General features: G+C 61.2%; 5 protein-coding genes. 1 reads left to right on the top strand and 4 read right to left on the bottom strand.

The window, feature by feature from the left end:
- The coding region (locus F4Z81_06100) for an outer membrane beta-barrel protein (protein MXW04622.1) at window positions 1–846 on the top strand (846 nt) is incomplete at its 5' end.
- Window positions 847–902: 56 nt separating this feature from the next.
- Here F4Z81_06100 and F4Z81_06095 read toward each other — a convergent pair.
- The 4 genes from F4Z81_06095 to F4Z81_06080 form a co-directional block, all read right to left on the bottom strand.
- Window positions 903–1,535, bottom strand: a complete 633-nt coding sequence (locus tag F4Z81_06095) for a threonylcarbamoyl-AMP synthase (GenBank protein ID MXW04621.1) — start codon at window positions 1,533–1,535, stop codon at window positions 903–905.
- A gap of 6 nt (window positions 1,536–1,541) precedes the next feature.
- Window positions 1,542–2,582, bottom strand: coding sequence for an aminotransferase class I/II-fold pyridoxal phosphate-dependent enzyme (locus F4Z81_06090; protein ID MXW04620.1), 1,041 nt, complete (start codon window positions 2,580–2,582; stop codon window positions 1,542–1,544).
- A gap of 9 nt (window positions 2,583–2,591) precedes the next feature.
- Window positions 2,592–3,032, bottom strand: a complete 441-nt coding sequence (locus tag F4Z81_06085; protein MXW04619.1) for an ATP-binding protein — start codon at window positions 3,030–3,032, stop codon at window positions 2,592–2,594.
- A 205-nt stretch (window positions 3,033–3,237) separates the two neighbouring features.
- A complete protein-coding gene (locus F4Z81_06080; GenBank protein MXW04618.1) occupies window positions 3,238–4,104 on the bottom strand; it encodes an alpha/beta fold hydrolase in 867 nt (288 codons plus the stop codon).
- Window positions 4,105–4,189: the final 85 nt, after the last annotated feature.

The raw sequence follows: 4,189 nt of genomic DNA, 5'->3' as shown, positions 1-4,189 counted from the left end.
GACCTGGAATGGGTGAGTGACGGCGAGGGCGGGTTCACCCTCGACGCCGAACAGGGCTACGTGACCCTGGATCTCGGGCTGGGCCGCGGGGAGGGGAACTACCCGACCCTAACCTTCGGTAAATTCAACGCGCCCATCGGGTTCGAGCTCCTGGACGCCCCGGACATGTACCAGTACTCCCACTCGCTGATCTTCGACCTGGGACTGCCCACCAACCTGACCGGCGCCATGTTGTCCATGGATCTGGTCGGCGGTATCGACGTGGTGGTTCACCTGACCAACGGATGGGACGAGAACGTGGACGCGAATACCAACAAGATGATCGGCGGCCGGCTCGGTTACAGCCACGAGGAATTGGGCGGGATCGGCTTTTCGGCGATGCGCGGCGACAATGAGGAACCGGTCCACGGTCAGGCCGGCATGTCACTGACCATCAATTTGACCGTCTACGACATCGACCTGACCCTGACGCCGGCGCCCGGACTCATTATCGGCGGGGAGTACAACCGAGGGAAAAAGGATCTGCCGTTTAATTCAGTAGTATTCAACTGGAACGGCTACATGGTGATGGCGCACTACCGTCTCACCGACGTCATGGGGTTAACGGGCCGGTACGACTACTTCAAAGGCAGTAACGACGTTCCAGTGCGAAAAGGGGGCACAGAGGAATTTGGAAAATCCCGGCTGCAGGCCCTCACCATCGCCCCGACGTTTGCGCTGACCGATGGCCTGGGGTTCCTCATGGAACTCCGCAGGGATTTCTCCGTCAGGGAGAGCCAACCGGGTTCCGGCGAACGAGAGGAGTCGGTGGTCAATTTCGCCTTTGAGATGACCTATTCGTTCTGACGGATTTGTTAGTTCGTTGGATGGTTGTGGCTGAACGGTTGATCTGCGGCACCAGTTCAGTACAGATCGGCTTCGCCGGCGCTCGCCCGCAGGATCTCAGGCTCCTCGCCGGTCAGATCGACCACCGTCGACGGTTCCGGAACAATGACACCGCCGTCCACAATGACGTCCACGACCTTGCCGTACCGGGCCGCGATGGAATCGGCGTCGTTCATATCGCTTCCGTTAGCTGAGGCCGCGATACCGGAAGGCGCGATGCTGGTACTCAGCACGGGCCGGCCAAGCGCCTGCACGATTTCGAGGCATATCCGGTTGTCCGGCACCCGGATGCCCACCGTACGCCGCTTGCCGATCATGAACTTCGGCACGTCTCTCGAAGCTTCCAGAATGAAGGTGTAGGGGCCAGGGAGCAGCCGATTCATCATGCGATAGGCCGCGTTGGAGATGTTCTTCGCGTACCGGGCGAGATCCTTCAGATCCGAACAGACGAAGCTGAGCGGCTTCCCGGCGGGGGCCTGCTTGATCTGGTAAATCCGGTTGATGGCCTTGCGATTGAAGATATCGCAGCCCAGTCCATAGACCGTGTCGGTCGGATACACGATCACGCTGCCCCGGTGCAGGGCTTCGACGACCCGGTCGACATGCCGTTTCTGAGGATGTTCGGGATGAAGTTGGAGGATAGCGGCCATGGCGGGTCAGGAATCGTGGGTCAGCACCTTCCTGCAGACTTCGATGGCCCGGTCGATATGTTCGCCGCTTACGTCCAGGTGCGTAACAGCACGGATGATACCGGGTTTCATGGCGAGCATCCGCACGCCCTCCTCAGACAGGCGATCGACGGCTTCGAAGGGGTCGAGGCCGTTCCGCAGGCTGAAGAAGATCATGTTGCTGTGGATCTCGTCCAGGTCGATCTCGACGTTCTCCAGGTCGGCGAGCGCCTCCGCCAGCCGGGTGGCATGGCCGTGGTCCTCGGACAACCGGGAGATGTTGTGCTCCATGGCGTAGAGGCCGGCCGCTGCCAGGACGCCCGCCTGGCGCATCCCGCCGCCGAGCATCTTCCGGTAGTAGCGCGCCGCGTCAATCGTGGCCTGGTCACCCGCCAGCACGCTGCCGACCGGTGCGCCCAGGCCCTTGGACAGGCACACGGATACTGTATCGACGTGCTGCGTGTAGGTCTGTGCGGTCAGGCCCGTCGCCGCGCAGGCGTTGAACAGCCTGGCGCCGTCCATGTGGACGCGCAGGTTGTTTGAACGTCCGCACTCGCCGACCCGGGACAGCGCTTCCACGGGCCACGGATATCCGCCGGACTTGTTGTGGGTGTTCTCCACGGCGACCAGCGCCGTCCTGCCATAGTGCACGTTGTCGCCCCGCTGGATCACTTCCTCCATCTGCGCCGGCGTGAAAACGCCTCGTTCCCCCGTCAACAGACGGACCTGCACGCCCGACAGTGCGCCGAGTGCGCCGGCTTCCGCGTTGAACATGTGGCAGAACTTTTCCGCGATGACGTCATTGCCGTGATGGGTCTGCGACCGGACGGCAAGCTGGTTGCCCTGCGTGCCGCTCGTGACAAAGAGGCCGGCTTCCTTGCCGAGCAGGGCGGCCATGGCTTCTTCCAGCCGGTTGACCGATGGGTCTTCGCCGAAACAGTCGTCGCCGACCTCGGCATTCGCCATGGCGCGGCGCATGGCCGGCGTCGGACGGGTCATGGTGTCGCTGCGAAGTTCGACGATTTGCATGGACGCTCCTCAGTGGCCGTACTTGATCAGGGTCACGCTGGTGCCGTGCTCTGTGATATCGAACTCGACTTCGTCCATGAGGGACTTGATCATCAAGATGCCCCGGCCATTCTCCTTGAGCAGGTTGTCCGGGTTTCGTGGGTCCGGCAGGGATTCGGGATCGAATCCTCCGCCGCAGTCGCAGATGTGGATACGGAACAGTTCCGAATTGCATTTACAGGATATGACGACCTGCTTGGATTCGTCGCACCCGTTTCCATGAAGTATCGCGTTCTTGACCGCTTCGTTCACGGCGATCATGATGTCGCCGCGCGTTCCCTGGTCGAAGCCGACCCTTGCAGTCAGGTCCTCTATACGGCGGTCCACCTCCGCGGTCAGATCGGGATTGCTAGGGATCTTCAGTTCCAGCGTCACGCCGCTTTCCGCCCCGTCCTGTCGAGTCTCGCCCATGCAAGAAACTCCATGAATCCGCCGCACGAACGGCGATTGTGCGACCCGGATCCCGCCGGGATCATGCGTACCATCTGCACGATCCAGGATACACGGTATATACCATTCGAACTCAATCAAGGTATGGAGTGGGTAGTGTCGTGTCAAGCCGTGTCAAGTTCGGGGGATGGTATACTGCGCGAGGGTGACATCCGTTCGAGACGGATCATCCTTCCCGCTCGGCGTCACGAACCATTTCGAGGTAGATACCGCGTACTTTGTTCTTGAAGAGCCTTCGCGCCTGCCGGGGAGCGCGCAATTCGCACGGCTCCCACCAGGCCAGTTCGTTGAGGTGGTCGGCGGGGACGGGAAAGGCTTTATGGCGCACCTTCTTCGATCCCAATCGGTCCGTCCAGGCGGCCGAAGTCACAGACACCAGCCCATCGTTGTCTCCTTCGCGCCCTGCGATGTATTTCCAGGGCAGCTTCAGTGGGGTGAATATCCGCCCATAGCTCTGGTGGGCGGAGTAGGTGGCATAGCGGACGGGGTTTCGCGCTTCGGCCATCAGCGCACGTTCGTTGAAAGCGGCGGCAGCCTCGGTGCCGAGATCGCGGAAGCCCTCGAGATTGAGGCCGAGGACGCCGGTGAAGCCGATCAGCCAGTTCACTTTGGCAAGGCCGAAGTCGGCGAAGCAAGTTCCGCGGTGCGGAGTGCCAATGGTCGTCAGGGTCGCGACGCGGTCGGCCATGTCGAAATCGACGATCATGTGGCGGGCGTCGAGACCGCCCATACTGTGGGCGATTATGTGAACCCGGTCAGCTCCAGTGCTTTTGAGGATGACTTCGATACGGCGTTTCAGGGCCAGCGCGCGCTTTTGAACTTCTGCGGCGAAGGGCACGCGGGGGGCAAAGACGGTGTAACCGTGGTTTTCGAGATGGCTGGCGATCCCGCTGAAGTAGTCGTACATATCGGGTTGGCGAAGGAGTCGGCGCAGACCCACCTGGAGGAGCGGCCGGTAAAACGCATCGAAGGGCACTATGCCATGGGCGAGGATGATCGGAAGACTTATGGCGCACACTCCCTCGACGGTCAAGCCGGCCTTCGAGTTTTCACAAAACAACACGCGTCGGGTTACGTACCGCGTGCAATCGTGACCTTTTACTTGTACAGTATTCGGT

Source organism: Gemmatimonadota bacterium (assembly GCA_009835325.1).
Classification (GTDB): domain Bacteria; phylum JAAXHH01; class JAAXHH01; order JAAXHH01; family JAAXHH01; genus JAAXHH01.
This window is presented reverse-complemented; position numbering and strand designations above follow the sequence as displayed.